General features: G+C 70.9%; 26 protein-coding genes. 19 read left to right on the top strand and 7 right to left on the bottom strand.

Going from position 1 to position 24,589, the window contains the following annotated elements:
* Positions 1-3: 3 nt before the first annotated feature.
* Positions 4-714 (bottom strand): response regulator, encoded by a 711-nt coding sequence (locus ABLE88_RS18485; protein WP_348833172.1) that lies wholly within the window; start codon positions 712-714, stop codon positions 4-6.
* A gap of 175 nt (positions 715-889) precedes the next feature.
* On the opposite strand from ABLE88_RS18485, the gene ABLE88_RS18480 reads away from it, so the two are divergent.
* The 4 genes from ABLE88_RS18480 to ABLE88_RS18465 all read left to right on the top strand — a co-directional run bounded on the left by ABLE88_RS18480 (position 890) and on the right by ABLE88_RS18465 (position 3,364).
* Positions 890-1,204 (top strand): hypothetical protein, encoded by a 315-nt coding sequence (locus ABLE88_RS18480; RefSeq protein WP_348833171.1) that lies wholly within the window; start codon positions 890-892, stop codon positions 1,202-1,204.
* An 87-nt stretch (positions 1,205-1,291) separates the two neighbouring features.
* Positions 1,292-1,537, top strand: coding sequence for a cysteine rich repeat-containing protein (locus tag ABLE88_RS18475; protein ID WP_348833170.1), 246 nt, complete (start codon positions 1,292-1,294; stop codon positions 1,535-1,537).
* Between the two features lie 265 nt (positions 1,538-1,802).
* On the top strand, positions 1,803-2,951 hold the full coding sequence (locus ABLE88_RS18470; RefSeq protein WP_348833169.1) for a polyhydroxyalkanoate depolymerase: 1,149 nt from the start codon (positions 1,803-1,805) through the stop codon (positions 2,949-2,951).
* 161 nt (positions 2,952-3,112) lie between these two features.
* Complete coding sequence (locus ABLE88_RS18465) at positions 3,113-3,364, top strand: hypothetical protein (RefSeq protein ID WP_348833168.1); 252 nt, start codon at positions 3,113-3,115, stop codon at positions 3,362-3,364.
* A 9-nt stretch (positions 3,365-3,373) separates the two neighbouring features.
* On the opposite strand, the gene phnE (ABLE88_RS18460) is transcribed toward ABLE88_RS18465, so the two are convergent.
* The 5 genes from phnE (ABLE88_RS18460) to ABLE88_RS18440 form a co-directional block, all read right to left on the bottom strand.
* Positions 3,374-4,192 carry a phosphonate ABC transporter, permease protein PhnE gene (gene phnE / locus ABLE88_RS18460; RefSeq protein WP_348833167.1) on the bottom strand — a complete coding sequence of 273 codons (819 nt, stop codon included), beginning with the start codon at positions 4,190-4,192 and terminating at the stop codon, positions 3,374-3,376.
* Positions 4,192-4,992, bottom strand: a complete 801-nt coding sequence (gene phnE / locus ABLE88_RS18455) for a phosphonate ABC transporter, permease protein PhnE (protein ID WP_348833166.1) — start codon at positions 4,990-4,992, stop codon at positions 4,192-4,194. The genes phnE (ABLE88_RS18460) and phnE (ABLE88_RS18455) overlap by 1 nt, the downstream gene beginning before the upstream one ends.
* Positions 4,989-5,861, bottom strand: a complete 873-nt coding sequence (gene phnC, locus ABLE88_RS18450; RefSeq protein ID WP_348833165.1) for a phosphonate ABC transporter ATP-binding protein — start codon at positions 5,859-5,861, stop codon at positions 4,989-4,991. Before phnC ends, phnE (ABLE88_RS18455) begins: the two co-directional genes overlap by 4 nt.
* A gap of 492 nt (positions 5,862-6,353) precedes the next feature.
* Positions 6,354-7,322, bottom strand: a complete 969-nt coding sequence (gene phnD / locus ABLE88_RS18445) for a phosphate/phosphite/phosphonate ABC transporter substrate-binding protein (RefSeq protein ID WP_348833164.1) — start codon at positions 7,320-7,322, stop codon at positions 6,354-6,356.
* 745 nt (positions 7,323-8,067) lie between these two features.
* Complete coding sequence (locus ABLE88_RS18440) at positions 8,068-8,835, bottom strand: TetR/AcrR family transcriptional regulator (RefSeq protein WP_348833163.1); 768 nt, start codon at positions 8,833-8,835, stop codon at positions 8,068-8,070.
* A gap of 186 nt (positions 8,836-9,021) precedes the next feature.
* Between ABLE88_RS18440 and ABLE88_RS18435 the strand changes: the two genes are divergently transcribed.
* The 15 genes from ABLE88_RS18435 (at position 9,022) to ABLE88_RS18365 (ending at position 23,994) form a co-directional block, all read left to right on the top strand.
* The gene (locus tag ABLE88_RS18435) at positions 9,022-9,804 is read left to right on the top strand and encodes an SDR family NAD(P)-dependent oxidoreductase (protein WP_348833162.1); all 783 of its coding nucleotides are present in this window, start codon (positions 9,022-9,024) and stop codon (positions 9,802-9,804) included.
* Between the two features lie 11 nt (positions 9,805-9,815).
* A complete protein-coding gene (locus ABLE88_RS18430) occupies positions 9,816-11,027 on the top strand; it encodes an acyl-CoA dehydrogenase family protein (RefSeq protein ID WP_348833161.1) in 1,212 nt (403 codons plus the stop codon).
* Entirely contained in the window at positions 11,024-12,052 is a 1,029-nt protein-coding gene (locus tag ABLE88_RS18425) for a phosphotransferase family protein (RefSeq protein ID WP_348833160.1), read from the top strand. The genes ABLE88_RS18430 and ABLE88_RS18425 overlap by 4 nt, the downstream gene beginning before the upstream one ends.
* A gap of 22 nt (positions 12,053-12,074) precedes the next feature.
* Positions 12,075-12,791: a CoA transferase subunit A gene (locus tag ABLE88_RS18420; protein WP_348833368.1), complete on the top strand. Its 717-nt coding sequence runs from the start codon at positions 12,075-12,077 to the stop codon at positions 12,789-12,791.
* Positions 12,791-13,438: a CoA transferase subunit B gene (locus ABLE88_RS18415; protein WP_348833159.1), complete on the top strand. Its 648-nt coding sequence runs from the start codon at positions 12,791-12,793 to the stop codon at positions 13,436-13,438. The genes ABLE88_RS18420 and ABLE88_RS18415 overlap by 1 nt, the downstream gene beginning before the upstream one ends.
* A 141-nt stretch (positions 13,439-13,579) precedes the next feature.
* Positions 13,580-14,677, top strand: coding sequence for a CaiB/BaiF CoA transferase family protein (locus tag ABLE88_RS18410; protein WP_348833158.1), 1,098 nt, complete (start codon positions 13,580-13,582; stop codon positions 14,675-14,677).
* 330 nt (positions 14,678-15,007) lie between these two features.
* On the top strand, positions 15,008-15,427 hold the full coding sequence (locus ABLE88_RS18405; protein ID WP_348833157.1) for a VOC family protein: 420 nt from the start codon (positions 15,008-15,010) through the stop codon (positions 15,425-15,427).
* Between the two features lie 101 nt (positions 15,428-15,528).
* Entirely contained in the window at positions 15,529-16,701 is a 1,173-nt protein-coding gene (locus tag ABLE88_RS18400) for an LLM class flavin-dependent oxidoreductase (RefSeq protein WP_348833156.1), read from the top strand.
* A gap of 22 nt (positions 16,702-16,723) precedes the next feature.
* Positions 16,724-17,179 carry a VOC family protein gene (locus ABLE88_RS18395; RefSeq protein ID WP_348833155.1) on the top strand — a complete coding sequence of 152 codons (456 nt, stop codon included), beginning with the start codon at positions 16,724-16,726 and terminating at the stop codon, positions 17,177-17,179.
* 76 nt (positions 17,180-17,255) lie between these two features.
* A complete protein-coding gene (locus tag ABLE88_RS18390; RefSeq protein WP_348833154.1) occupies positions 17,256-18,209 on the top strand; it encodes a Bug family tripartite tricarboxylate transporter substrate binding protein in 954 nt (317 codons plus the stop codon).
* Between the two features lie 36 nt (positions 18,210-18,245).
* Positions 18,246-18,737, top strand: a complete 492-nt coding sequence (locus ABLE88_RS18385; RefSeq protein ID WP_348833153.1) for a tripartite tricarboxylate transporter TctB family protein — start codon at positions 18,246-18,248, stop codon at positions 18,735-18,737.
* A gap of 4 nt (positions 18,738-18,741) precedes the next feature.
* Positions 18,742-20,259, top strand: coding sequence for a tripartite tricarboxylate transporter permease (locus ABLE88_RS18380; RefSeq protein WP_348833152.1), 1,518 nt, complete (start codon positions 18,742-18,744; stop codon positions 20,257-20,259).
* Positions 20,260-20,313: 54 nt separating this feature from the next.
* Positions 20,314-22,230: an AMP-dependent synthetase/ligase gene (locus ABLE88_RS18375; RefSeq protein WP_348833151.1), complete on the top strand. Its 1,917-nt coding sequence runs from the start codon at positions 20,314-20,316 to the stop codon at positions 22,228-22,230.
* 5 nt (positions 22,231-22,235) lie between these two features.
* Positions 22,236-23,198 carry a zinc-binding dehydrogenase gene (locus ABLE88_RS18370; protein WP_348833150.1) on the top strand — a complete coding sequence of 321 codons (963 nt, stop codon included), beginning with the start codon at positions 22,236-22,238 and terminating at the stop codon, positions 23,196-23,198.
* Between the two features lie 175 nt (positions 23,199-23,373).
* The gene (locus tag ABLE88_RS18365; RefSeq protein ID WP_348833149.1) at positions 23,374-23,994 is read left to right on the top strand and encodes a TetR/AcrR family transcriptional regulator; all 621 of its coding nucleotides are present in this window, start codon (positions 23,374-23,376) and stop codon (positions 23,992-23,994) included.
* Here ABLE88_RS18365 and ABLE88_RS18360 read toward each other — a convergent pair whose 3' ends face one another.
* Positions 23,995-24,495 carry a flavin reductase family protein gene (locus ABLE88_RS18360; RefSeq protein ID WP_348833148.1) on the bottom strand — a complete coding sequence of 167 codons (501 nt, stop codon included), beginning with the start codon at positions 24,493-24,495 and terminating at the stop codon, positions 23,995-23,997.
* Between the last annotated feature and the right edge of the window lie 94 nt (positions 24,496-24,589).

Raw genomic sequence — 24,589 nt, 5'->3', positions numbered from 1 at the left:
GCGTCAGAACGTGCGCACGTCGGCGGCGAACAGATAGCCGCCGTTGCGCACGGTCTTGATGAGCTGGGCCGCCTGTGGGTCCACCGAGGCGAGCTTGCGGCGCAGGCGGCTGACCGAGACGTCGATGGTGCGGTCGAACGGGTCGGCGGTGCGCCCGCGCGTCCAGTCGAGCAGCTGGTCGCGGCTGAGCACGCGCTTCGGCCGCTCGATGAAGCAGGCGAGCAGCTCGAACTCGGCCGAGGTGAGCTCCAGGGGATCGCCTGCGGGCGTCTTGAGGCTGCGCGCGTCGAGATCCACCACGAAATCGGCGAAGCCGAGCCGGCGCGGGGGCGGCACCGCGGCACCGCCCTCCGCGCGACGCAGCACCGCCCGGATCCGCGCCAGGAGCTCGCGCGGGTTGAACGGCTTCGGCAAATAGTCGTCGGCGCCCATCTCCAGGCCGACGATGCGGTCGATCTCCTCGCCCTTGGCGGTGAGCATGAGGATGGGCAGCGCGCCCTTGGCCCTGAGGCGCCGGCAGATGGAAAATCCATCCTCGCCCGGCAGCATCACGTCGAGCACCACCAGGTCCGGCCGGCCGAAGGACAGGAGGCGATCCATGGCCGCCCCGTCCTCCGCGGCGAGCACGTCATAGCCCTCGCGGGCCAGGAAGTCCGACAGGAGCGCGCGGATCTCGCGATCGTCCTCGACGATGAGAAGGGTGCGTTGCGCCATGGGCGACAGTTAAGGCGCGGCGCGCGGGGGCGGCAATGGCGCCGGCCGGCGCCGTTACAAAACGTTACGCCGCGGGCCCGCGCTGCAATGCCGGCGCAAAGGGGGGCGCCGAGGATCACCCCATCGGACGGCGGGGCGGCCGACGCCGCGCCCCCTCCCCTGCGGAGACACATCGATGAAGCTCATGCTCGCCACACTCTCGCTCGCCGGCCTGTTTGGCATCGCCGGGGCGACCGAGGCCTCGGCCTGGACCCGGTCCGGCACCGTCACCACCCCGCGCGGCACGTATACCGGGAACGTGTCGGCCGGATGCGCGGCCGGCGTGTGCGCGCGCACCGCCACGGTCACCGGGCCCCAGGGAAATTCCGTGACCCGCTCCGGGAGCGTGGCGCGGACGGGCTACCCCTCTTATATGTATTCGCGCACGACCACGGGGCCTTACGGCCGGTCCGTGACGCGGTCCGGCTCGGTGGTGGTTTCCCCTTACTGACCACCACCATGCGGACGCCGGGTCGTGGCGACGCCGCCCCATTGCCATGGTCCGGCGTCCGCGCCTCACGAGAAGAATGGAGACCCCATGACCCTGAAGCAGATTCTTCCCCTCGCCGCGGCCCTCGCGTTCCTGGGAACCCCCGCCATGGCGCAGAACGTCGAGCTGCAGACGGCATGCGCGAACGACGTCAAGGCCTTGTGCCCGAACATCCAGCCGGGGGCCGGCCGCATCGCCAAGTGCATCACCGACCAGATCGACAAGGTCTCGGCGCAGTGCAAGACGGCCATGGCCGCCGCCCGGCCGGCCGGCGCCGCCGCCCCGAAGAACTGACAGGCTTGATCCCGGTCCGGGGCGCCGCCGCGCGGCGTCCCGGTGGGCGGTGCCCGATGGCCGCCCCCGCTCGGCGCGATCTCCTCCTTTCCAGCAGCGCGACGGCGACAGGCCGATCGGCCGGAAGCGTCGACGCCGTCCAGGCGAACCGCCGCGCGCCCGCGATCCGCGGTGGCGCGCGATTGATCGCGCAAGCCGGTTCAATTTGACCGGATCGCGCTCTAGAGTCGGCGCCCTGGGAGCGTGTCCCGAGGGGCGTTCGGTCATGTGGCTCGACGATCTCCGGCCCTTGAGCCTCGGCGCCGCCCCGGCGGGCGGCGGCCTGAGCTGCGACGCCTTCCGCGATTTCGGCATCTCCGCGGTGCGCATCGGCGGCACCAGCGTGGCGGTGCGCCAGAGCGTGCGTGCGCGCCTGCCGTTCGGCGTGCTGCGCAGCTTCTCACGGGCGCCGCGGCCGCGCCGCCGGGCGCTGGTGGTGGCGCCGCTCGCCGGCGGCTTCCCGTTCCTCATGCGCGACCTCGTGGTGGCGCTGCTCGGCGAGATCGAGGAGGTGGCCGTCACCGACTGGCCCAACGCCCGCCACGTGCCGCTCTCGGCCGGCCGCTTCGGCTTCGCCGAGAACTGCATGGAGGTGGCGCAGATGGTGCGCGCCATGGCGGACGGGCCGGCGGACGACGAGGCGGGCGGCGTGCACGTCCTCGGCGTGTGCCAGGGCGTGGTGCCGGCGCTGGTGGCCGCCTTGATGCTCGCGGAGGACGGCCTCGCGCCGGCCAGCCTGACGCTGATGGGCGGGCCGGTGGACCCCTCGCGCAATCCCACACGGCTGTGGCGCGTGCTCCAGGAGCGCGCCCTCGGCGCCCTGGAGGCGCAGGTGATCGAGACCGTGGGCCCCGGCTTTCCCGGCGCCGGCCGGCGCGTCTTCCCCTCGTGGCGGCAGATGGACACCTTCGGCATCTATCTCTGGCGCCAGTCGCTCAGCGGCGGCGAGATGCCCCTGAAGCTGCTGTTCGACGAGGGCGACGACCCGGTGCGCTTTCCCCTGTCGCGCCTGTGCTGGACCATGATGGACGTGACCGGCGAGTATTTCATGGAGAACGTCGCCACGGTGTTCCGCGACAACGCGCTCGCCCGCGGCACGCTGGCCATCGCCGGCCGCAAGGTGCGCCCGCAGGCGCTGGCGCGCACCGCGCTGCTCACGGTCGAGGGCGAGGACGACGACATCTCCGCCCCCTGCCAGACCGCCGCCGCGCACGATCTGTGCCCGGCCGTGCCGGCGCCGCTGCGGCGCCGGCTCACGCTGGCGAAGGCGGGCCATTTCTCGCTGTTCTACGGCCACGCCATGCGGCGCGAGGTGATCCCCGCCATCACCGGCCTCATGGATCTTGCCGAGGCCTCAGCCCGCGGCGCGGGCTGAGGCCGGCGGCGCGGGGTGCGACATTGGCGCCGGCCCGGGACCGGAGCGGGCGCTTGATCAATGCGGCGGCCTCGGCGAAGCTTCATGAAAGGGCGATTTCGCCTGCGATCCGGCCGACCGCCCGCGGCGCGCCGGAACGCGCCATCCCATCGGAATTTTCCATGCCGGCTGCCGCTCGCGTGCTTTTCCGCGTCCCCGTCGTCGGCTGGTTCCTCAAGGACGCCGTCTGCGGGCTGCCGGACGCCAAGTACTACTTCATCGCCAATCTCGGCTTCCTGTTCGCCGGCCTCACCTACCGGTTCGGCTATGCCTTCCTCATCGTCTATGGCCTGACCGCCACCGCGCTGGCCATGGGCGCGTTGATCGTCCTCACCGCCTCGGACCTGATCGCCAACTGGTCGAAGAAGCGGTGACGGGCGCCCTCAGGCGAAGCGGGCGCGGACCTTGGCGGAGATCCACTCGCTCGCCACCACGGTGGTGAGGATGACGAGCAGGATCAGCGTCACCTGCGGCCAGGCCAGCGTGTTGAGCGAGCTTTCGAGGTTGAGCCCGATGCCGCCGGCGCCGACCAGGCCGAGCACGGTGGATTCGCGGATGTTGATGTCCCAGCGGAACACGCTGATGCCGGCGAAGGCCGGCATGATCTGCGGCACGATGCCGTAGGTGAGCACCTGCGGGCCGGAGGCGCCGGTGGCGCGGACCGCCTCCACCTGGGCTTCGTCGATCTCCTCGATCGCCTCATAGAGCAATTTGCCGATGAAGCCGATGGAGCGCAGCGCGATGGCGCAGATGCCGGCCAGCACGCCCGGCCCGAGGATGGCGACCAGCAGCAGCGCCCAGATGATCGAATTGATGGAGCGCGAGGCGACGATCACGAACAGCGCCAGCGGGCGCACCAGCGCCGCGCTCGGCGTGGTGTTGCGGGCGGCGAGGAAGGCGACCGGGACCGAGAGCGCGATGGCGGCGAGCGTGCCCAGCGTCGCGATGTTCAGCGTGTCCCACATCGGCTTCAGGAGATTGGGGAAATACGACCAGCGCGGCGGCATCATGCGCGACAGGATGTCCCCCGCCTGGGTGGGGGCGTCGAGCACGAAGCTCCAGATGGTCTCGGCCGTCATCACGCGCCAGCAGAGCACCGTGAACGCCACCAGCGCGAGCCACAGGAACCAGGCCGCGAGCGTGCCGGCGGGGGTGCGGCGCTGCCAGGCCTTGCGGCCGTCGGGAAGGGGCGCGACCGGCATCACTTCACCCGCGCGCGGATCAGGCTGGAGGCGTATTCGCTCGCCATGACGATGGCGATGATGAGCAGGATCACCGCCGCGGCGCTGTCGAACTCGTAGCGGTCGATGGCGGTGTTCAGCGTCGCGCCGATGCCGCCCGCGCCGACGATGCCCACCACCGCGGATTCGCGGAAATTGATGTCGAGCCGGTAGAGGGAGAGCCCCAGCAGGCGCGGCGCCACCTGGGGCAGCACGCCGAAGGCGAGCAGCGCGGGCCAGGGCGCGCCGGTGGCGCGGATCGCCTCCACCGGGGCGGGGTCGATGTCCTCGATGTCCTCGGCGAGCAGCTTGGAGAGGAAGCCGATGGTGGCGAAGGACAGGGTGAGGAAGCCGGCGAACGGGCCGAACCCCACCAGCGCCACCAGGAAGATGGCGACGATGATCTCCTGCAGCGCCCGCGACACGGCGATGATCGACCGGCACGCCAGATAGACCGGCAGCGGCACCAGATTGCGCGCCGCGCCGACGCCGATGGGCACCGAGACGGCGATGCCGGCCACCGTCGCCGTCACCGTCATGGTGAGGCTCTCCACCATGCCCTGGACGATGTCGTCCCAGCGGCGCGAGAAGTTGGGCTCGACGAAGCCCGAGAGGAAGCGCAGGCCGCGCGCCCAGCCCTCCGACAGGCGCGCCCAGTTCACCTCCACCGAGCCGAGCGCCAAGGCAAGGTAGGCCACCGACAGGAGCAGCAGGCCATAGCGCAGATAGGGATTGGCGATCAGCGGGGGCGGGCGCCAGCGGCGCGCTTGGGCGGCGCTCACAGGGCGCGCGCCTCGAGCGCCGCGCGCTGGGCGCGGGCGGCGCGCGCGCGCTCCCCGTCCGTGTCGTCGACCTGAACTTCGCCGCCGCCGGCATGGTCCTCGCCCTCCGCCTCGCGGATGGTGCGCGACCAGTCCTCCTCGCCATAGATGGCGGTAAGGGCTGCGGCATCGAGCGTGTCCGGCGGCCCGTCGAAGACGATGCGCCCGGCCTTCAGGCCGATGATGCGCTCGACGAACATCTGCGCCAGCGCCACGTCGTGGATGTTGACGACGGCGGCGAGGCGCCGCTCGGCGCACACCTCGACGATCAGGCGCATGATCTGGCGCGAGGTCTTGGGGTCGAGGCTGGCGGTGGGCTCGTCCACCAGAAGCAGGTCCGGCTCCTGCACCAGGGCGCGGGCGATGCCGACCCGCTGGCGCTGGCCGCCGGACAGCTCGTCGGCGCGCTTGTCCACATGGTCGAGGAGGCCGACGCGCTCCAGCACCGCGAAGGCGCGGTCGATGTCGGCCTGCGGGAAGCGGCGCAGGAAGGCGCGCCAGAAGCCCACATAGCCGAGCCGGCCGGAGAGCACGTTCTCCATCACCGTCAGGCGCTCCACCAGCGCGTATTCCTGGAAGATCATGCCCATGCGCCGGCGCGCCCGGCGCAGGCCGGCGCGGGGCAGGCGGGTGACGTCGATGTCGCCCAGGCGCACCGTGCCGGAGGTGGGCTCCACCAGCCGGTTGACGCAGCGGATGAGGGTGGACTTGCCGGCGCCCGAGGGGCCGATGAGGCCGACCACCTGGCCCGCCGGGATCTCCAGCGAGACGTCGGTGAGCGCCGCGTCGCCCTTGGCGTAGCGCTTGGTGAGATGGGACAGCGTCAGCATGGGCACCGGCCCTCCGGGCGGGCGGCGTCCGGCGCGGCGGGGAACCCTCCCCCCTTGCGCAACGGGGAACCCTCCCCCCTTGCGGGGGAGGGCAGGGAGGGGGGTGTCGCCCCATCCGTCAGCGCGGAGACGGCGGAGACGGCGCGCGCCCCCCGCCCGAGGGGGCGCGCAAGCGCGGGATGGAGGAGAACCTTTTGCCTCACGTCCGCGGCCAAGCCCCGGATCGGAGCCGTCGTCCCCTGCGCAACAGGGAGCCCTTCCCCCTTGCGGGGGAGGGCAAAGTGGGGGATGCCGGTCCGCTCGGAAGGCGACCCCCGGCGCAAACCCGCTTCGCTCAGGAGCGGACGGACGGCGGCGCGGACACCCCCCACCCCATCCCTCCCCCACAAGGGGGGAGGGGGAGCGCCCTGTGCGGGGCTTGAAACGCCGGCCACCCTCATCTTTCGACCGATGCCGTCACTTGCATCCTCACTTGAACCGTCACTTGAACCGTCACTTGCACTCGTACTTCACGCCCATGGCATCGTCGATCTGCCGCACCACCGCCCAGGTGTCCTTGAAGGTGATGGGGATGAACTTTTCCTGCGGCGGCTCGGCGGACTTGAACTCCTTCTGGAGCGCGGTGCCCTCCCAGTCGAAGGAATAGAAGGCCTGCTTCACCTTCTCGGCGAGCTCGGGCTTCAGGTTGTAGACATAGCCGTAGCCGGTGGTGGGGAAGGTCTGGGACTTGTAGATGGTCACCACCTGCTCGGGCTTGATGACGCCGCGGGCGATCATGCGCGCCTTCACCGAATTGGCGATGGCGGCGGCGGGATAGTCCTTGTTGGCGACGCCGATGATGGAATTGTCGTGCTTGCCGGAGAACACCGGCTCGAAGTCCTTGCCGGCCTCCATGCCGAACTGCGACTTCAGGAGCGCCGACGGCGCCTTGAAGCCGGAGTTCGAGGTCTCGGAGGTGAAGGCCATCTTCTTGCCCTTGATGTCCTCGACCTTGGTCACGCCCGAGCCCGGATAGGTGATGATCTCCATCTCGTAGCCGAAGGCGCCGTCCTTCGAGGCCATCATGGTGAAGGGCACGAAGCCGGCGCAGGCCACCGCGATGGGGTTGGAGCCGGTGTTGAAGCCGGCCACGTGCAGGCGTCCCGCGCGCATGGCCTCGAGCTGGGCGGCGTTGGACTGCACCGGGAAGAACTGCACCTTCTTGCCGGTGGTCTTGGCCAGATGGTCGATGAACTCGGCCCACACCTTGGCATAGACGGCGGGGTCCTCCACCGGGGTGTAGGCGAACACCAGCACGTCGGGATCGATCAGCTTCGAGGCGTCGGCCGGCGCGTCGGCGACCATGTCGCCATTGGCGTCGGTGAAGCGCGGATCGAGCTTGAAATCGGCGAGCGCGGCACCGGGCAGAAGGAGCGCGGCGGCGGCGAGAAGCGCAGCGCGCGCGAAAGCGGCGAAAGGCATGGGACCCTCCAGCGATGGGATCGGTGGAAGGGGATGTACGAACTTACTGTGACGCGACGAATACGGCGCCGCGGGGGAGGCGCAGCCGGCGCCGTTCCCCGGCCAGACGACGGCGCAGCCGTCGTTCCCCGGCCAAGCGACGGCGCAGCCGGAGCTCTTGTTCCCCCCAAGCGACGGCGCGGCCGGAGCGCCGAGCCGGGGTCCAGCGCATGCCTCCCGCGCAGCGGGCAATCCCTGCGCCCCCGCCTCGACCTTCGCTCCCCGCCGAACGAACGCCGCCCAAGGCGGCTGGGTGCGCCTCCGGCGTGGTCCTTGCGCTGGGCCCCGGCTCTCCTTCCACTCCGCTGACGCTCCGTTCCAGTCGGCCGGGGCACGCCGGCGGCGCTCACCTCCGAGCACCGCGCCGACACAACCGGAACCGCCCCCGGCCAAGGGGCAGCGCAACTGGCGCGTTTGTTCCCCCAGGGGCAGGCGACAGCAAAGCAAGAGCTTTTGTTCCCCGGCCAAGCGACGGCGCAGCCGGAGCGCCGAGCCGGGGTCCAGCGCAAGCCTCCCGCGCAGCGGGCAATCCCTGCGCCCCCGCCCCGACCTTCGCTCCCCGCCGAACGCACGCCGCCCAAGGCGGCTGGGTGCGCCTGCGGCGTGGTCCTTGCGCTGGGCCCCGGCTCTCCTTCCACTCCGCTGACGCTGTGTTCCAGTCGGCCGGGGCACGCGGGCGGCGCTCACCGCTGGGCGCCGCGCGGGCTCAACCGGCGCCCAGCGCCCGCGTGGCGAAGGCGGACAGGCTCGATGCGAATTGTTCGGGCGAAATGCCGCGGCGGCGATACTTGGATCGCTTCACGTACCAGTCCTGCACCATGGGCTTGATCAGCGCGGCGGCCATGGCGACGTCGTCCACCTGGAACACCCCGCGCGCGCGGCCCTCCTCGATCACGGCGGCGAACAGCGCCTCGGTGCGCGCCTCGCTCGCCACGGCGCGGGCCCGCGCCTGCGGCGGGAAGGCCTTGGCCTCCATGTAGACGAAGGTGAACCAGTCCGGCATCGCCTCGGTGAGCGCCACATGGGCGCCGATGAGCCAGGCCAGGCGCGCGCGGGGATCGGCGAGGCCCGCGGGCGGGCGGCCGAGCACCTCCTCCACCACCTCGGCCACGGTGTCGAGGATCATGGAGAGCAGCGTCTCCTTGGAGGAGAAATAGGCATAGAGCGCGCCCATGCTGAGGCCGGTACCCTCGGAGAGGTCGCGCAGGCTCATGGAATGGAAGCCGCTCTTGTTGGCGAGCGTGAGCGTGGCCTGGGCGATCTGGGCGAGGCGCGGCACCGCCACGCCGGACTTCTTGACGCGGATGGTGGCGCGGTGGCGCTCAAGCATGCGCCGCGCCAGCGCCTCGGGCGAGAGGTCGACGCCCTCCGGCAGGACCGGCGCGCCCGGGCGCGCCGCCGGTCCCGCCGCCGCCGCGCTCGCCGTCTCGGTCGCCCTCTGCGCCTGTCCGGCGCGCGCGCTCGCCCGTTTCACCAATCCCCTGCTCCCTCGCCCCTGTCGCCGCGCCCGCCACGGCCGCGGTTGCCGACCGTCAGATCGCGCCCCGGCGCGCCGGCGCACCCTTGCCTTCGCGCGCCCGTCTTGTCTATAAAGCGAACGCTCGCTCGATAAATCAAGAGCCGCCTGCCGGCGCGGCGGGCCGACGTCGGGAGGACCGTGATGGGTGCAGAGGGATCCGACTTCCATGTCTCGCTCGCGGGCCGCGCCGCGCTGGTCACCGGCGCCTCCCAGGGGCTCGGCGCCCATTTCGCGCGCACCCTCGCCGGGGCCGGCGCCAAGGTCGCGGTCTGCGCCCGCAGCGTGGCGGGATGCAAAAAGGTGGTGGCCGAGATCGCCGCCTCCGGCGGCACCGCCCGCGCCTTCGCGCTGGACGTGACCGATCCGGCATCGGTGGCGGCCGCGGTCGCGGGCGCCGCCGACGCCTTCGGCGGGCTCGACATCCTGGTCAACAATGCCGGCATCGCCACCACCAAGCCGCTGCTCGACGTCAGTGAGCACGACTGGGACCGGGTGGTGGACACCAACCTGAAGGGCGCCTTCCTCACCGCCCAGGCGGCGGCCAAGGCGATGATCGCCGCCGGCAAAGGCGGCGCCATCGTCAACATCGCCTCCATCGTCGGGCTGCGCGTCGCCGGGCAGGTGGCGGCCTATGCTGCCTCGAAAGCGGGCCTGATCCAGCTCACCCGCGCCATGGCGCTCGAATGGGCGCGCCATTCCATCCGCGCCAACGCCCTGTGCCCCGGCTACGTCGCGACCGACTTCAACCGCGACTTCTTCGCCACCGAGGCGGGCCAGGCGCTGATCCGCCGCATCCCCACCCGCCGCCTCGGCACCCTCGACGACCTCAAGGGCCCGCTGCTCTTCCTCGCCTGCGACGCCTCCGCCTACATGACCGGAGCGGAGCTGGCGGTGGATGGCGGCCACCTCGTCTCCTCCCTCTGAAGGCTCCGCTCATGGACTTCACCATCTCCCCCGCTCTGGAAGACCTGCGCGCGCGCATCGCCGCCTTCGTCGCCGCCGAGATCCTGCCGCTGGAGGCGGACCCCGCCGCCTACGACGCCCACGAGAACATCCGCGCCGACCTGCTCGGCGCCCTGCGCGCCAAGGCCAAGGCCGCCGGCCTGTGGTGCCTGCAGCTGAAGCCGGAGAATGGCGGGCTCGGCGTCGGCCGCATGGGCATGGCGGTGTGCTACGCCGAGATGAACCGCTCGATCTTCGGCCCCGTGGTGTTCAATTGCGCCGCCCCCGACGACGGCAACATGATGGTGCTGGAGGCCTGCGGCACGGCGGACCAGAAGGCGCGCTGGCTCGCGCCGATCGCCGAAGGCAAGGTGCGCTCCGCCTTCGCCATGACCGAGCCGCATCCCGGCGGCGGCTCCGATCCCGGCATGATCGCCACCCGCGCGGAGAAGCAGCCGGACGGCTCCTATCGCATCTACGGCCGCAAGTGGTTCATCACCGGGGCGGAGGAGGCGGCGCACCTCATCGTCGTCGCCCGCACCTCGGACGATGAACGCACCGGCCTCACCGCCTTCCTGTTCCACCGCGACCAGCCCGGCTGGCGCATCGTCCGGCGCATCCCCATCATGGGGCCGGAGGAGCATGGCGGGCACTGCGAGCTGGAATTCGAGGGGCTCCACATCCCCGCCGAGGACATCCTGCTGGGCGAGGGCAAGGGTCTCCGGATGACGCAGATCCGCCTCGGCCCGGCGCGCCTCACCCACTGCATGCGCTGGCTGGGGCTCGCCGAGCGCTGCGTCGCCATCGCCCGCGACTATGCCGGCGTGCGCGAGGGCTTCGGCGTCAGGCTCGCCGACCGCGAGAGCGTGCAGCTGATGCTGGGCAAGACCGCCATGGCCATAGAAATCGGCCGGCTGCTGACCATGAAGGCGGCGTTCGAGCTGGACCAGGGCCGGCTCGCCCGCAAGGAGGTGTCCATGGCCAAGATCCAGGCCGCCAACACGCTGCACCAGGCGGCCGACATGGCGATCCAGATCAACGGCGCGCGCGGCTATTCCAAGGACACGGTGCTGGAATGGATCTACCGCTATGCGCGCCAGGCGCGGCTGGTGGACGGGGCGGACGAGGTGCACCAGATGGTGCTCTCGCGCTTCCTCGACAAGGAAGGCGACGGCTTCTGGCGCTGGCCGGTGGCGGCGGCATGAGCGGCCCGCAGGCCGGGGGCGCCGACGCCCCCGAATTCGACCCCGCCATCCTCGACGCCTTTCTGAAGGACCGGCTCGAGGGCACCGCCGGCCCCATGGCGCTGGCGCGCATCGCCGGCGGCCAGTCGAACCCCACCTTCTTCGTCACCTATGCGGGCCGCCGCCTGGTGCTGCGCAAGCAGCCGCCGGGCGAGCTCCTGCCCTCGGCCCATGCGGTGGACCGCGAATACCGCATCGTCAGCGCGCTCGCGGGCACCGGCATGCCGGTGCCGCCGGCGCTGCTGTTCTGCGCCGACCGGGCGGTGGTGGGCACCCCCTTCTACGTGATGGAGCGCGTGGACGGCCGCGTGTTCCACGATTGCACCCTGCCGGGGGTGGAGCCGGCGGCGCGCGGCGCCATGTATGGCGACATGGCCAAGGTGCTGGCCGCGCTCCACAATGTCGACTTCGCCGCCATCGGCCTTGCCGACTTTGGCAGGCCCGGCAACTACTTCGCCCGCCAGATCGCGCGCTGGACCCGCCAGTGGACGCTCGCGCGCACCCGCGAGGACAAGGACCTCGACCGCGTCGCCGCCTGGCTCGCGGCCAACGTGCCCCAGGACGAGACCACCAGCATCGCCCACGGCGACTTCCGCATCGGCAATTTGATGTTCCACCCCACCGAGCCGCGGGTCGTGGCGCTGCTGGACTGGGAGCTCTCCACCCTCGGCCACCCGCTCGCCGACCTCGCCCACTCCGCCATGGCCTTCGTGTCGCTGCCGGAGGAATACGGCGGCATTAGGGGGCTGGACCTGCCCGCCCTCGGCATCCCCGATCTGGATTCCTATGTCGCAGCCTATTCCGCTTCGGCCCGACATGGGGCAAAGATGACGAACTTTCACATGGCCTTCGCATTGTTCCGCTGGTCTGTCATCTTCGAGGGGATCGCGGCCCGGGCCAAAGCGGGGAATGCGGCGTCGGCGGATGCGGCGCGCACCGGGTTGCTGTCGGCCGCCTTCGCCCGCAGGGCGGCCGAATTCATTTGACGTTGAGGGTACCAGGGAGGGGATCTTGCGAAAGAAGGTCTATGCGGACGCCGCGAGTGCGCTCGACGGCGTTCTGGCGGACGGCATGACGATCATGGCCGGCGGCTTCGGCCTGTGCGGCATCCCGGAAAATCTCATCGCGGGCATCCGCGACGCCGGCGTCAAGAACCTCACCGTCGTGTCCAACAATTGCGGCATCGACGACTTCGGCCTCGGCATCCTGCTCGCCAACGGGCAGATCCGGAAGATGATCTCGTCCTATGTGGGCGAGAACAAGCTGTTCGAGCAGCTCTACCTCGCCGGCGAGCTGGAGCTGGAATTCAACCCCCAGGGCACGCTGGCCGAGCGCATCCGCGCCGGCGGGGCCGGCATCGCCGGCTTCTACACCAAGACCGGCTACGGCACCGTGATCGCCGAGGGCAAGCCCACCCGCGAGTTCAACGGCCACCATTACGTGATGGAGACCGGGCTCACCGCCGATCTGTCCATCATCAAGGCGTGGAAGGGGGACAAGGAAGGCAACCTGATCTACCGCAAGACCGCGCGCAACTTCAATCCGATGATGGCCACCGCCGGGAAGATCACGGTGGTGGAGGTGGAGGAGCTGGTGGAGATCGGCGAGCTCGATCCCGAGAACATCCACACCCCGGGCATCTATGTGGACCGCATCATCGTCGAGCAGGGCGCCGAGAAGCGCATCGAGAAGGTGACCACCCGCAAGCGCGAAGAGGTGAAGTGATGGCCTGGACTCGCGAGCAGATGGCGGCCCGCGCCGCCCAGCAGATCCGCGACGGCTTCTATGTCAATCTCGGCATCGGCATCCCGACCCTGGTGGCCAACGCGCTGCCGCCGGGCATGACGGTCTCGTTCCAGAGCGAGAACGGCATGCTGGGCATCGGCCCCTTCCCCTATGAGGGCGAGGAGGACCCGGACCTGATCAATGCCGGCAAGCAGACCGTGACCGAGGTGCCGGACACCTCCTATTTCTCCTCGTCCGACTCGTTCGCCATGATCCGCGGCGGCCACATGGACCTGTCCATCCTCGGCTCCATGCAGGTGTCCGAGCACGGCGACATCGCCAATTGGATGGTGCCGGGCAAGATGGTGAAGGGCATGGGCGGCGCCATGGACCTGGTCGCCGGCGCCAAGGAAGTGATCGTGCTCATGGAGCATGTGGAGAAGTCGGGCGCGCCCAAGCTGGTGACGCGCTGCACCCTGCCGCTCACCGGCACCCATGTCACCGACTTCGTCATCACCGACCTTGCGGTGTTCGAGTTCACCAAGCGCGGCGGCACGCTGGTGCTGAAGGAGCTGGCGCCGGGGGTCAGCCTCGAGGAGGTGCGCGCCAAGACCGAGGCGAAGTTCGACGTCGGCCTCGCCAACTGAGGGACCGGCGAAGCGCCGCCTGAGGCGGCATCGCGCGACAGGCGAGCGACGCGCCGCCGGACAGCGGGGCGTCGCTCTTATTTCGCCGACCTCCCGGCACCGACACGGGAGGCGGCCTCCGGGAGACGACGAGAGGGACAAATGGCCGACCCCGCCACGGGGCCGCTCGCCGGCCTGAGGGTGCTCGAATTCTCCGCCATCGGCCCGGTGCCGCTCGCCGCCATGCTGCTCGCCGACATGGGCGCCGACATCGTGTGCGTGGCGCGGCCCGGCACCACGCCCAAGGACCCGCGCGACATCGTCACCCGCGGCCGACGCTGGGTGGAGCTCGACCTCAAGGACGCGCACGGCAAGGCGCAGGCAAAGCGCCTCGCGCTCGGCGCCGAGGTGCTGCTGGAGGGCTTCCGCCCCGGCGTCATGGAGCGGCTCGGCCTCGGGCCGCAGGACCTCGCCGCGAACGCGCCGCTGGTCTATGGCCGCATGACCGGCTGGGGCCAGGACGGCCCGCTCGCCCCCACCGCCGGGCACGACATCAACTACATCGCCATCACCGGCGCGCTCGACGCCATCCGCGGCCGCGACGGCGCGCCCACCCCGCCTTTGAACCTCGTCGGCGACTATGCGGGCGGCGCCATGTTCCTGCTGTCGGGCGTTCTGGCGGCGGTGATCGCCGCGCGCGCCAGCGGCCGCGGCCAGGTGGTGGACGCCGCCATGTGCGATGGCGTGGTTTCGCTTTTGTCCTTGTTCCACGCCTTCGCGGCCCACGGCCGCATGGGGCCGCCGCGCTCCAACATGCTCGACGGCGGCGCCCATTACTACAACACCTATCGCTGCGCCGACGGGCGCTATGTCAGCGTCGGCGCCCTGGAGCCGCAGTTTTACGCCGCGCTCAGGCGCATCGCCGGCCTCGACGACGACGCCTTCGACGACCAGAACGGGCGCGGCTCATGGCCCGATCTGACCCGCCGCATGGAAGAGGTCTTCGCCCGCCGCACCCAGGCCGAATGGATCGCCGCGTTCGAGGGCTCGGACGCCTGCTTCGCGCCAGTGGTCGGCCTCATGGAGGCGCCGGCGCATCCGCATCTCGCCGCGCGCGGCACCTTCGTCACCCGCGACGGCGTGGTGCAAGCGGCCCCCGCGCCGCGCTTCTCGCGCACCCCCTCGCGCGTCCCCGAACGCCCCATGGGCCTTGCCGCCACGGCGGAAGAGGTGCTGGCCGGCTGGGGCGCCGGCGCCTGACGCCATAGGTCGGGGCCGATCGGCGCCCGGCCCCTCCCCGCGCGGTGCATGGTCGCTCCGGTCCAGCCGACGGACGGCCGGGAGCGACGGCCGGCCTCCGGCACGACCGGCCATCCTTTCCGCCGCGCGGCCGGCGCGGCGGCCGCACGCCCCGACATACGACCATCGCAAGCGCCGCGCGCTCCGGCGTGACGGCGCATCCGGCCCGGCCGCTGTCCCGGCGTCGATGGCCCGCGCATTGCGCTGGCTCAAATTCCGCCGAGGCCTATTGACACGCCTCCGGAACCGCCCCTTAATCTGCGAATTAACTGATCAATAAGTGAGGGCGCGATGCCGAGCGTCGACCTGGATCGGCCGGACTCCTGTCAGTCGGAAGCGGGCCCGCTTGGCGCGGGTCACCCGCGCCTCGACCAGGTGATCTACGCGGTGCGCGAGATGGAGCCCTGCGTCGCCTTCTACCGCGACGTGGTGGGCCTGCCCCTCAAGTTCCGCGACGGCGAGCGCTGGGCGGCCTTCCGCGCCGGCGCGGCCACCCTGGCGCTCGCCGGGGACGCGGCGGCGGCGGGCGGCGGCGCCACGGCGGCGTTCCGCGCCGCCGACCTCGCCCAATTCGCCGCGGCGCTGGCGCAGCGCAGCCCGGCGCCGGTGCCCGCCATGGTGCGCGGCGCCCACGAGCTCACCCTGACGCTCACGGACCCGAGCGGCAATGCCGTCGTCTTCTACCAGACCCTGCCGCGGCCGGCGGGCTGACTGGAACCACCGCCTTCGCGCGGCGCGGCCCCCGGAACCGCACCGCGGAAGCCTTAAAGCCCGTGCCGCCGGAACAGGCGGCCAGAAAAAGGGGAACGACAATGAAGTTCGGCTTTCTTTCGGAAGGCGATCCGCGTCCGGGCCAGACCTATTCCCAGCGCTATTGGGACCTCGTCGAGGAAGTCATCTTCGCCGACAAGATGGGCTTCGACGTGTTCGGCTCCTCCGAGCAGCACTTCGCCATCGGCGTCGCCTCCATCTCCGCGCCGGAGTGCTTCTACCCCTATCTGTTCGCCAAGACCGAGCGCATCCGCTTCCGCCACGCGGTGACGCTGCTGCCCTTCATGATCAACCACCCGCTGCGGGTGGCCGAGCGCATCGCCACCCAGGACATCCTCTCGCGCGGGCGCATCGAGCTCGGCACCGGGCGCGGCAACACCATGCTCACTTTGCGCGGCTTCGGGGTCGACATCGAGACCACCCGCGACCAGTGGGAGGAGGGCATCGACCTCATCAAGGCCGCCTTCACGTCGGACCCCTTCACCTTCGAGGGCAAGTTCTTCAACGTGCCGCCGCGCAGCCTGATCCCGAAGCCGATCCAGGACCCCTATCCGCCCATCTTCGTCGCCTCCACCGGGCCGGATTCCCTGCGCCGCGCGGCGCAGAAGGGCCTCGGCGTGATCACCAGCGCGGTCGAGCGCGGCTGGTCCTACGTGGAGGACGCGATCAAGGTCTACCGCGCCGAGGCCGCCGCCGCCGAGGCCTCGGGCATGCATGTGACCAACGCCATCGCCGTGAACACCACCGCCCACTGCGCCCACACCACGCAGCAGGCGATCGACGAGGCGGGGGCGGTCATCATCAAGGAGCGCAAGCTCGCCGGCGACGCCTATGCCCGCCTGTCCACCATCTCGCCGGACTATGCCTACATGCGCGACATCGCCGCGCTGGGCGAGGCGATGGAAAGCCTCGATTATCTGCGGCTCGAATCCGGCTCCATCATCATCGGCGACCCGGAGCACTTCATCGAGCAGATCCAGAAGTTCGAGGCCATGGGCGCCGACGAGGTGTGGTTCCGCCTCGACAGCCTGCCGCACCACATGGTGATGCAGTCCATCGAGCTGATCGGCCGCTATGTGATCCCGCAGTTCAAGGACCCGCGCCAGGTGGTGCAGCATCCCGAGGTGATGCGCGACAAGCTCAAGGCCAAGCGCGCCGAGCTGGCGCGCATCAAGGAGCAGGCGCTCGCCGCCGGCGCCCCGGCCACGGTCTAGCGGAAACGGCGGGGGCCGGGCCATGGAGATCCTCAAGATCGGCACCATCAACGTCGCGGTGCGCGACGCCATGGCCGCCGGCCGCCTGTTCGGCGCCCTCGGTCTGCCGACCCGGCAGGCCGAGCTCGTGCGCCTGCCCGATCCGCCGGCCCGGATCAGCTACCTGCAGTCCCCCGTGGGGGAGAGCTCGCTCTCCTTCGTGGAGCCGGCCGATCCCGAAAGCCCCGTCGCCCGCTTCCTGGAGCGGCGGGGCGAGGGGCTGTTCTCGCTCAGCATCGAGGTGCGCGGCCTCGGCGCGCTGATGGCCGCCTGGCGCGCCCATGGCGTCGAATGGGTGCTCGACGCGCCCCTGCGGTTCGCCCCCGCGCCGGGCCGGCCCGAGGGCGGCGCGGCCAATTGGACGCGCCCGCGCACCACGCTCGGCATGATCATCGAGGCGATCGAGCGCGACACCACCGACGACGGAGGAACGAACTGAGGCGTCGCCCCCGACCGGTTCCATAAGCCCGGCGGGAGCCCACCCAAGACCAAGTGCGCCTTCGAAAGGAAAAAACATGACCTTCCAGAAGCTTGTAACGGGTACCCTGATCGCCGCCGCCAGCCTCTGCGGGAGCTTTGCCCTCGCCGACGGCTTCCCCGCCAAGCCGGTCACGCTGGTGGTGAACTATCCCGCCGGCGGCGGCTCGGACGCCATCGGCCGGGCGCTCGCCCGCTCCATGGAGAAGGCCCTGGGCCAGCCGGTGCCGGTGGAGAACGTCGCCGGCGGCGGCGGCACGCGCGGCGTGACCGCGGTCGTCACCGCCCCGCCGGACGGCTACCGCATCGGCGTCGCCACCAACAGCCCCATGACCATCGCCGTGCACAATGTGGCCGGCCTGCCATGGAACGCGCCGTCGACCTACGAGATCCTGGGCGGCATCGGCTCCATGTACAACGCCGTGTGCGCGCAGCCCGACGCGCCGTTCAACACGCTGAAGGAGATGGTGGACTACGCCAAGAAGAATCCCGGCCAGCTCAAGGTCGCCAGCATCAAGGGCGGGCTCAACCAATACACCTGGGACCAGTTCGCCAAGGCCGCCGGCATCGACGTGCGCTTCGTGCCCTATAGCGGCGACGCGGACGGCATCGCCTCCTTCCTCGGCAAGAACACCGAGCTCGTGAACCTCACCTGGCCGACGCTGCGCGCCCAGCTCGACGCCGGCAAGGCCAAGTGCCTCGCGATCTTCGCCCCGGCGCGCGTCGCCACCCATCCCGACGTGCCCACTTTCAAGGAGCAGGGCTACGACGTCACCACCACGTCCGACTACGTGGTCTACGCGCCCAAGGACCTGCCCGCCGACGTGCGCAAGACGCTGGTGGCGGCGGTGGAGACCGCGGTGAAGGACCCCGACTTCGTCAAGGTGCTCTCGGCGCAGAGCATCGTCGTCGCGTTCCAGGACGGCGGCGCCATGAAGACGCGCTTCTCCGACGTCTACGACGCCTTCGCCAAGGCCAAGGGCGCCAACTGATCCGCCGCGCCGCGGACGGTCGACCGGAGGAGCACGATGGAGCAGTCGCGACGCATCACGCGCGGGCAGGTCAGGATCGCATCCGCGATCCTGACCCTGTTCGGCGCCCTCTACACCTGGCAGGCCACACGGCTGCCGATCGGCGACCCGGTCGGCAGCGAGGCCGGCGGAACGCCCATGGTGATCGGCGTGCTGTGGGTCCTGTTCGGCCTGTACGTGACGCTCAGGGCGCCCGCGCCCGCGGTCCAGGACGACGAGGTGGGAACCTGGCCCAGCCGCGCCATGGCGGGGCGGCTGGTGGCGGTGGCGGCGCTGTGCGGCGCCTATATCGTGCTGCTGCCGTGGCTCGGCACCATCGCCACCTCGTTCCTGTTCATGACCGCCATGGCGCGCATGTGCGGGGCGCCGTGGCTGCGCGCCATGGCGGCGAGCATCGTCCTTGCGGTGGCGTTCTGGACGCTGTTCGTCAACGTGCTCGACCTCTCCCTGCCCACGGGAGCCTTCTTCAACGCGCTCAGGTGGGGGTAGGACCATGGACCTGTTGAGCGCGATGGCCTCCGGCTTCGTGGTCGCCCTCCAGCCGGAGAACATCCTCGCCGCATTGGTCGGCGCGCTGGTGGGCACCGCCACCGGGGTGCTGCCCGGCCTCGGCGTGCTGGGCGCCATGGCGATCTTGATGCCCATCACCCTGCACCTCGCCCCGGTGACCGGCATCATCATGCTGGCCGGCATCTATTACGGCGCCATGTATGGCGGCTCCACCACCGCGATCCTGCTCAAGATCCCCGGCGAGAGCGGCTCCATCGTCACCACCATCGACGGCTACGAGTTCGCCCGCAGGGGACGGGCGGGCGCGGCGCTGATGATCTGCGCGGTGGGCTCCTTCATCGCCGGCACGGTGAGCATCCTCGGGCTCAGCCTGTTCCTGCCCTTCCTCTCCGACGCGGCGCTGTCCTTCTCGTCGCCCGAATTCTGCGCCCTCGCCGTGCTCGGCGCCCTCACCCTCATCCGCATCACCGGCGGCGACGCGATGATGGGCATGATGATGCTGCTGGTGGGCATGGCGCTCGCCACCATCGGCGTCGACGCGGTCGGCGGCAGCACCCGCTTCACCTTCGGCACCGAGAGCCTCGCGCTCGGCTTCGACCTGGTGCCCGTGGCGCTCGGCCTCTACGGCATGAGCGAGCTGCTCCAGGTGCTGCAGACCCGCAAGGGCTTCCCCAAGGCGGAATCGGTGCGCATCCGCGACATGGTGCCGACGCGGGCGGAATGGCGGCGCGCCTGGCCCGCCATCGTGCGCGGCTCGGGCATCGGCTTCTTCGTCGGCCTCCTGCCGGGGCCGGGCTCGCTCACCTCCACCTTCGCCTCCTACGCGGTGGAGAAGGGCCTCGCCCGCGCGCACAGGCGCGAGTTCGGCAAGGGCGCGGTGGAGGGCTTCGCCGGCCCCGAGGCGGCCAACAACGCCGTCGCCACCTCCGCTTTGGTGCCGGTGATCAGCCTCGGCATCCCGTTCACGCCCAACGTGGCGCTGCTGCTGGGCGCGCTGATCGTGCAGGGGATCCAGCCGGGTCCGCTGCTGCTCACGCAGCGGCCGGACATCGTCTGGGGCCTGCTCGCCTCCATGTATATCGGCAACGTCGCGCTCCTGGTGCTCAACCTGCCGCTGGTGGGGCTGTGGGTGAGGCTGCTGCGGGTGCCGCAATACATCCTGGTGGGGGCGATCTTCGTGGTCTCCATCATCGGCGTCTACACGCTGCGCTCCAGCATGTGGGACCTGGTGGTGCTGTTCTCCTGCGGCTTCGCGGGCTTCTTCCTGCGCCGCATGGGCTTCGACATGGCGCCCCTGGTGCTCGGCCTGGTGCTCGGGCCGATCTTCGAGAAGTCGCTGCGCGAGACCTTGTTCCTGAGCGGCGGCGACCTGTCGATCTTCGTCACCCGTCCGATCTCGGCGGTGCTGGTCGCGCTCTGCGCGGTGGCGCTCGCCGCGCCCGTCGTGTTCTCCTGGGTGAAGCGGCGCGGCGGCTGGACCAAGACCGTGCCGGCGCCCTGAGGCGGCGGCACACCCGATTTCTCGCCATCGCTCCTCTCGGTCCGGAACTTCGTCATGGCCAAGCACATCTTCTGGGAAGCGGAACCGCGGGTGGTGGAGGCCCAGACCGCGGACTGGACCATCCCCGCCATCGTGCGCGAGCGCATGGTCCGCGACGCCGGGGCGGCGATCTATTTCGTGCCCGAGGGCGAAGGCTTCCGCCCGGTGTCCTGGCGCGCCTTCGGCACCGCCATCGCCGAGATCGGCGCCGGGCTCGGCGCGCTCGGCTTCGGCCGAGGCGAGCGCGCGGCGGTGATGGGCGAGCCGACGCTGGAATGGGTGGAATGCGACTTCGGCGCGCTGGTGCCGGGCGGCACCACGGTGGGCATCTACCAGATCAGCTCCTGGCAGGAGGTGGCGCATGTGATCGCCGAAGCGCGGCCCATGGTGTTCTTCGGCCAGAAGCGCGCCCACCTGGACTGCGGCCTGCGCGCGGCCAAGCCGCTCGGTCCGGTGCGCCTGTTCGTGCAGATGGAGGGCGAGGTGGACGGCCTCGTGGCGCCGGACGCGGAGGCCCGCATCATCACGCTCGCCGAGCTGCGGCGCATCGGCGCCGCCGCGCTCGCCGCCGAGCCGGCCCTGTTCGACGCCATGGTGGACCGGGGCCAGGGATCGGACGTGGCGCGCATCATCTTCACCTCCGGCACCACCGGACGGCCCAAGGGCGTCATGTACACCCACAAGGCCTGGCTGCTGGTGGGCGAGCAGTGGGTGATGCGCTTCCCGCCCATCCGCCAGCGCCCGCACGTGCACGTGGCGTTCCTGTCCACTGCCCACGTCTCCTCGGCCATGGTGACGGAGATCGTGCCGCTGGTGTCGAAGCTCCAGCCGCATTTCGCGCCGGAGAAGGCGGAGCTGGTGGAGGTGTTCCGCCGCGCCCGGCCCGAGGTGATCGGCATGACGCCGCGCTTCTACCAGAAGATCGCGGTGCAGCTCGCTTTGAAGCAGCAGGAGGGCTCCACCCTCGACCGCCTCGCCCACCGCCTCGCCATGGGCATCGGCCGGCGCGTGGTGGACGAGTATTGGCGCGGCGTGCCCTCGGCGCGCTGGCGCGTCCTGCTGCTCGACCTCGCGCGGCGCACCCTGTTCCGGCGCCTGCGCGCCACGGTCGGCCTCGACCGCGTCAAGCGGGCGCAGACCGGCTCGGCCATGATGCCCGTGGACGTCGCCGCCCTCTGGGCGATCTGGGGCATGGACATCCGCGAGGCCTACGGGCTCAGCGAGGCGGCCTGCGCCGTGTGCTACCAGCAGCGGCCCTTCCCCAAGCCCGGCACCATCGGCCGGCTGATGGACAACCAGCCCGACAGCGATCTCAGGCTCGCCGAGGACGGGGAGATCCTGTTCAAGTCGCCCATGGTGTTCTCCGGCTATTGGGAGCAGCCGGAGGCGACCGCCAAGGCGCTGAAGGACGGCTGGTTCCACACCGGCGACATCGCCGAGCGCACGCCCGACGGCGACCTGCGCCTCGTCGGCCGCAAGAACGACGCCATCTCCACCGCCGGCGGCAAGACCATCAACCCCGCCGAGATCGAGAACGCGATGAAGCTCAGCCCGTTCATCTCCGAGGCGGTGGTGTTCGGCCAGGGCGAGAAGTACCTCGTCGCCCTCATTGAGATCGAGCGCGACCGCGCCGCCCGCTGGGCGCGTGACGAGGGCCTTTCCGCCTCCACCTATGCCGAGCTTGTCGCCGCGCCGCAGGTGGAGCAGCTGATCGCCGCCGAGGTCGCGAACGCCAATGCGCGGTTCGGCCGGGTGCTCCAGGTGAAGCAGTTCCGCATCATCCCCCAGCCGCTCGACAGCGTGGCCGACGCCCTCACCTCGGCCAAGAAGGTGAAGCGGCGTGTGGTGCGCGAGACGTTCCACGACCTCGTGGAGAGCATGTATGACCGCAAGGAGGAGGCGATCCTGGCGGCGCCGGCGGGACGCCGGTGACGGCCATGCTCGCGGCCTATGCCTCGCATTTCGACCCCGACCGCCCGCTCGCCGGGCTGAAGGTGGGCCCGCGCCCCTTGCCCGCGCCGCCGGCGGGCTGGGCGCGGGTGAAGGTGGTCGCCGCCGCGCTGAACCATCACGATTTGTGGTCGCTGAAGGGCGGCGAGGCCATGCGCCAGCGCGGCGGCGCCGGCCTGTCGCCGGCCGACCTGCCGCGCATCCTCGGCATGGACGCGGCCGGGGTGAGCGAGGACGGGGCGCAGGTGATCGTCCATCCCCTGATCTCCGCGCCCGCCTTCGGCGTCCTGTCGGGGCGCTATGACGGCACCTTCGCGGACTATGTCTGCGTGCCGCGGGAAAACCTCGTCGCCAAGCCGGCGGCGCTCGGCTGGGAGGAGGCCGCCTGCCTGCCCACCGCATGGCTCACCGCCTGGCGCATGCTGTTCGAGAAGGCGCGGGTGGAGCCCGGCGGCAGCATCCTGGTGCAGGGCGCGAGCGGCGGGCTCTCCACCGCCTTGGTGATGCTCGCCAAGGCGGCCGGCCTTCGGGTGTTCGTCACCGGTCGCAGCGCGGCCTCGCGCGCCTTCGCCCGCGCGCGCGGCGCCGACGAGGCGGTGGAGCCGGGCGCGCGCCTGCCGGAGCGGGTGGACGCGGCGATGGATTCCGTCGGCCCCGCCACCTGGGACCATTCGCTGAAATGCCTGAAGCGCGGCGGGGTGATGGTGGTGCCCGGCGGCACCACGGGCTACAGCGCCACGGTGGACATCGCCCGCCTCTTCACCATGGACCTCACCATCGTCGGCAGCGCCATGGGCTCGCGCGCCCAGCTGGAGGCGCTGGCCGGCTTCTGCGCCGCGCGCGGCCTGCGCCCGCCGGTGGCCCGCGTCCTGCCGCTCGGCGAGGCCGCCGCCGCGTTCGCGGCGCTGGAACGCGGGGCGGTGGGAGGCAAGATCGTGCTGCGCCCGTGATCTGCGGAAGCCCCCCGCCCCGTATTCACCCGGAGCTCCCCTTGTTTGCCATCGTCGTGTGATTTGGCGTAATAGCGTCGTGTCGAGCCTCATGGCGGCCAGACCTTCAACCGCGCGGAATTCAGGAATGACTGTCGAAGAGCAATCAAACCGCGGCCGCAAGGAAGAGGTACTCATGGCTGCGGCAGCCGTGTTCTCCGACAAGGGCTACCGCGCGAGCACGATCCAGGACATCGGCCGCGAGCTCGGCACGACCTCGGCGGCGCTCTACTATTATTTCGGCAGCAAGCAGGAGATTCTCGGCGAGCTGATCGTGCGTCCGGTGCGCCAGCTGCGCGAGATGGCGGCGGACGTGGCGCGAAGCCCCCTGTCCAACCGCGCGAAGCTCGGCGAAATCGTCCGCCGGCACATCGCCATGATGCTGAAGCAGCGGGAGCTGTTCACCATCTTCCTGCGCGAGCGCGTCGAGCTCGAGCCCCAGCACGCCGCCCGCCTCGCGGAGATGGAGGAGGAATATTACCACCAGATCCGCGGCATCATCGAGGACGCCGCCCGCGCCGGCGAGATGCGGCCGGTGAACCGGCAGATGCTCGCCCTCGGCATCATCGGCATGACCAATTGGGTGCTGCGCTGGCACAAGCCCGACGGCGCGCTCGGCGCCGACGAGATCGCCAGCGCCTATATGGACATCCTGTCGGGCGGCGCCTTTCGCGGCCCGCCCGAGGCGGATGCCGCCCCGGCCGCGCCGCCGCCGGACGAAGCCGCCCCGCGCCGCCGCGTCAAGCGCGCCTCCTGATCACGCCGCCTGCGCCGCCGCCTTGTTCAGCTGCGCGAGCCGCCCGCGCGCATGGACGAGGGGGTGGCGCGCCTCGAAGGCCGCCCCGTCCTCCACCTTGGCGATGACCACCAGATGGTCGCCCGCGTCCACCAGCTCGTGGACCGTGCACTCGGCATAGGCCACCGCGTGCTCGGCGAGGATCGGCGCGCCGTGGGCCCGCCCGGACGGCTGCCAGCGCACGCCGGCGAACTTGTCCGCGGTCTTCGACGCGCAGGCATAGGCCACCTCGCCGCCGTTCTCGGCGAGGAAGTTCACCACGAACGAGCCGCGCGCGCGCAGCACCGGCAGCGTGCCGGAGCCCTTGCCGATGCACACCAGCAGCAGGGCCGGCTCGAGCGAGACCGAGCACACCGCGCTGCAGGTGATCCCGCGCGGCTGGCCCTCCCCGTCGAGCGCGGTCACCACCGAGACCCCGGTGGGGAAGGAGGACATGATCGCCTTGAACAGGGGCGACTCCATGGTGGCAACCTCATTCTATTGATCAGTAAGTAAGACACAGAGTTAGGCCAGAACGCCGCACCTGTCAAGACGCCTCCGGTGCGGGAGCAGGAAA

Source organism: Xanthobacter luteus (assembly GCF_040049235.1).
Classification (GTDB): Bacteria; Pseudomonadota; Alphaproteobacteria; order Rhizobiales; family Xanthobacteraceae; genus Xanthobacter.
This window is presented reverse-complemented; position numbering and strand designations above follow the sequence as displayed.

Excerpts from the sequence above, each read along its gene's own strand:
- ABLE88_RS18485 (WP_348833172.1), bottom strand. The coding sequence starts at position 714 with ATGGCGCAACGCACCCTTCTCATCGTCGAGGACGATCGCGAGATCCGC.
- ABLE88_RS18480 (WP_348833171.1), top strand. The coding sequence starts at position 890 with ATGAAGCTCATGCTCGCCACACTCTCGCTCGCCGGCCTGTTTGGCATC.
- ABLE88_RS18475 (WP_348833170.1), top strand. The coding sequence starts at position 1,292 with ATGACCCTGAAGCAGATTCTTCCCCTCGCCGCGGCCCTCGCGTTCCTG.
- ABLE88_RS18470 (WP_348833169.1), top strand. The coding sequence starts at position 1,803 with ATGTGGCTCGACGATCTCCGGCCCTTGAGCCTCGGCGCCGCCCCGGCG.
- ABLE88_RS18465 (WP_348833168.1), top strand. The coding sequence starts at position 3,113 with ATGCCGGCTGCCGCTCGCGTGCTTTTCCGCGTCCCCGTCGTCGGCTGG.
- phnE (WP_348833167.1), bottom strand. The coding sequence starts at position 4,192 with ATGCCGGTCGCGCCCCTTCCCGACGGCCGCAAGGCCTGGCAGCGCCGC.
- phnC (WP_348833165.1), bottom strand. The coding sequence starts at position 5,861 with ATGCTGACGCTGTCCCATCTCACCAAGCGCTACGCCAAGGGCGACGCG.
- phnD (WP_348833164.1), bottom strand. The coding sequence starts at position 7,322 with ATGCCTTTCGCCGCTTTCGCGCGCGCTGCGCTTCTCGCCGCCGCCGCG.
- ABLE88_RS18435 (WP_348833162.1), top strand. The coding sequence starts at position 9,022 with ATGGGTGCAGAGGGATCCGACTTCCATGTCTCGCTCGCGGGCCGCGCC.
- ABLE88_RS18430 (WP_348833161.1), top strand. The coding sequence starts at position 9,816 with ATGGACTTCACCATCTCCCCCGCTCTGGAAGACCTGCGCGCGCGCATC.
- ABLE88_RS18425 (WP_348833160.1), top strand. The coding sequence starts at position 11,024 with ATGAGCGGCCCGCAGGCCGGGGGCGCCGACGCCCCCGAATTCGACCCC.
- ABLE88_RS18415 (WP_348833159.1), top strand. The coding sequence starts at position 12,791 with ATGGCCTGGACTCGCGAGCAGATGGCGGCCCGCGCCGCCCAGCAGATC.
- ABLE88_RS18410 (WP_348833158.1), top strand. The coding sequence starts at position 13,580 with ATGGCCGACCCCGCCACGGGGCCGCTCGCCGGCCTGAGGGTGCTCGAA.
- ABLE88_RS18405 (WP_348833157.1), top strand. The coding sequence starts at position 15,008 with ATGCCGAGCGTCGACCTGGATCGGCCGGACTCCTGTCAGTCGGAAGCG.
- ABLE88_RS18400 (WP_348833156.1), top strand. The coding sequence starts at position 15,529 with ATGAAGTTCGGCTTTCTTTCGGAAGGCGATCCGCGTCCGGGCCAGACC.
- ABLE88_RS18395 (WP_348833155.1), top strand. The coding sequence starts at position 16,724 with ATGGAGATCCTCAAGATCGGCACCATCAACGTCGCGGTGCGCGACGCC.
- ABLE88_RS18390 (WP_348833154.1), top strand. The coding sequence starts at position 17,256 with ATGACCTTCCAGAAGCTTGTAACGGGTACCCTGATCGCCGCCGCCAGC.
- ABLE88_RS18385 (WP_348833153.1), top strand. The coding sequence starts at position 18,246 with ATGGAGCAGTCGCGACGCATCACGCGCGGGCAGGTCAGGATCGCATCC.
- ABLE88_RS18380 (WP_348833152.1), top strand. The coding sequence starts at position 18,742 with ATGGACCTGTTGAGCGCGATGGCCTCCGGCTTCGTGGTCGCCCTCCAG.
- ABLE88_RS18375 (WP_348833151.1), top strand. The coding sequence starts at position 20,314 with ATGGCCAAGCACATCTTCTGGGAAGCGGAACCGCGGGTGGTGGAGGCC.
- ABLE88_RS18370 (WP_348833150.1), top strand. The coding sequence starts at position 22,236 with ATGCTCGCGGCCTATGCCTCGCATTTCGACCCCGACCGCCCGCTCGCC.
- ABLE88_RS18365 (WP_348833149.1), top strand. The coding sequence starts at position 23,374 with ATGGCTGCGGCAGCCGTGTTCTCCGACAAGGGCTACCGCGCGAGCACG.
- ABLE88_RS18360 (WP_348833148.1), bottom strand. The coding sequence starts at position 24,495 with ATGGAGTCGCCCCTGTTCAAGGCGATCATGTCCTCCTTCCCCACCGGG.